The sequence below is a fragment of the Hydrogenivirga sp. 128-5-R1-1 genome (assembly GCF_000171895.1).
This window is the reverse complement of record NZ_ABHJ01000160.1, coordinates 1-2,163: the sequence shown is the minus strand read 5'-3', so window position 1 is coordinate 2,163 and position 2,163 is coordinate 1. Positions and strand designations below refer to the sequence as shown.

General features: G+C 27.6%; 4 protein-coding genes. All 4 read right to left on the bottom strand.

Annotation, left to right across the window (positions count from 1 at the left end; genetic code table 11):
- Nucleotides 1-82: 82 nt before the first annotated feature.
- Entirely contained in the window at nucleotides 83-547 is a 465-nt protein-coding gene (locus HG1285_RS03930) for a hypothetical protein (RefSeq protein ID WP_008288762.1), read from the bottom strand.
- On the bottom strand, nucleotides 544-1,368 hold the full coding sequence (locus HG1285_RS03935) for a phosphate/phosphite/phosphonate ABC transporter substrate-binding protein (RefSeq protein WP_008288761.1): 825 nt from the start codon (nucleotides 1,366-1,368) through the stop codon (nucleotides 544-546). Before HG1285_RS03935 ends, HG1285_RS03930 begins: the two co-directional genes overlap by 4 nt.
- Entirely contained in the window at nucleotides 1,346-1,870 is a 525-nt protein-coding gene (locus HG1285_RS03940; protein WP_008288760.1) for a DsrE family protein, read from the bottom strand. Before HG1285_RS03940 ends, HG1285_RS03935 begins: the two co-directional genes overlap by 23 nt.
- A 62-nt stretch (nucleotides 1,871-1,932) precedes the next feature.
- The coding region (queF, locus tag HG1285_RS03945; RefSeq protein ID WP_008288759.1) for a preQ(1) synthase at nucleotides 1,933-2,163 on the bottom strand (231 nt) is incomplete at its 5' end.

Below are 2,163 nucleotides of genomic sequence, written 5' to 3'. Positions count from 1 at the left end.
AAAACTGCTATACTTCCAGTTTGAGTATACAGACATATCTCTTATCACGGCATCTTTTATCATGTTTGGTTATACGAAGTTATTACATAGCTGATAACTCTGAATCTACTTTAACTGGATAGTAAAATATGGATTTGTTGTTTATATTTTCTATAAATTCTTTGTTTTTATTGTTTAAAAATTTTGTTAAAAGGTATTTATCAATTTTTCCAAGGTTTTTAATATCTGTACTGCCTATTATTCTACCTTCAAAATCTATGACTTTTACTTCCTCTACAGCTGAAATTTCCTTTATCTTTTTTATCATTTCATCTATTTTCTCTAAATTTCTAAGTATAAAGCTATCTAAATAACTATCAATGATTCCTTTAATATTTTCTACAGTTGCTGTGTTTTTTTCGTTAATAAGTTTTTGTTCAAAACTCAAAGCTGTTAAAAAAATAGACCCAAAAAGCAAAACTAAAATATAAATAGAGGTAGATAAAGAAACTTTCCATCTAATAGATAATTTTTTTAAGTAAGTTAACTTTTTAAGTATATTTTTCATTGCAGTAAAGGATATTGATTTAATATATCTTTATAATTTTTAATTATTTCAAACATGAAATCTGGAACCTCAACAAAACCGTCAATCCCAATATTTTTAAGTAATTTTTTATCTTTCAAAGAAAAAAGTACATTTTTTAACGCTTTTATATCTTCCTTTGATAATTTACGGGATACAGAAACCACATATCTTGGTACATAAGGAGATTTACTTATTATTCTTATTCCTTTATCAAGGTACTTCTTTGCAGATTCTTCTTTTACTCCAGCTGCATCTGCAAGTCCTGCAAGAACATTAAGAATTGCAGCTTTATCTGTTCCTGAACTCCACATGTCAGGGATATCTTTATAAGTTATCCCTTCCTTGCTAAGTACAAAAAGAGGCATAACACAATTACTCGCACATATAGAGCTTCCTAAAGTAATCCTTTTACCTTTTAAGTCTTTTATTTCCTTTATATTACTATCTTTCCTTACTACCCAAACACCTGCTTCAAGTATTTCATTGTTAATTTTTAAAAGTGCTAAAGATTTTGCACCATATTTTTCTTTTATTTCGTAAAAAACTACAGGACAGGCAATTGAAATATCTATTAAACCTTTTTCGTAAAAATCCAAAAATTTATCAACGTTTTTTATAATTCTCAATTTAACAGGTTTATGTAGTTTTTGCGAAATATAATTAGACAAAGCTTTATATCTTTTATATTCAATTACCGGGTTTTCACCTGATAAAACTGCAAAATTATAAAAATCTTTTGCGTATGAAAAAATAACAAATAAAAATAAAGCTAAAAAACTACTTAGAAGTCTTTTTACCATATTTTTCCTTAATTACTTTCATGTTATGAACTACTGCTGGAACAAGTCTATATCCTTCTTCCTCTAAAGCAGCAAGTTTCGCAACTCCTGCTGGAGTTATTATCGCAAAAGGAAGTATATCTTTCTTATCAAATCCCATAAACCTCAGAGCATTATTACATACATAAAATTTAACCCCATAGTTATCATGAAAAGATTTCATTCTTTCTATAACTTCTTTAAACTTTTTTTCATTTTGTTTTGCAAAAATGGCAACCTCTGGACCATGACTAACAACAGCAATTTCAACCTCAGCCAATGGTGAATAGTTTGTATAAGCATTTATATGGTTAGAGATATAATTTAAAGCCTGGTTTACATCTTCTGGTGAACTTAAATTCCAGTCATATACAACTTTTAAGCTTGGATATGTTTCATCTGAAACTTCAAACTTTGCTTCTTTTTGCTCGGCATACGTTATTATCACAAACCCTAAAATTAAGGTAAATAATTTCTTAAACATAGCACCTACCTCTGTAAATAATTTTGTTAATTAAAAATATATATTTAATATGCAGTTAGTGTCTACTGATTATCTTCCGATGAAACCTTTATAATAGTTTTTACATTTCCTCTTGGATTCCAATCACCTACAACCTCTAAAAATCTTGGTTTTAATAAGTTATAAAGGTCTTCATATATTTTATTTGTAGCTTCTTCATGGGAAATGTACTGGTTTCTGTATTTATTTAGATACAGTTTTAAAGATTTTAACTCAACTATATATTTATCAGGTACATATTTTATTTTAATCGT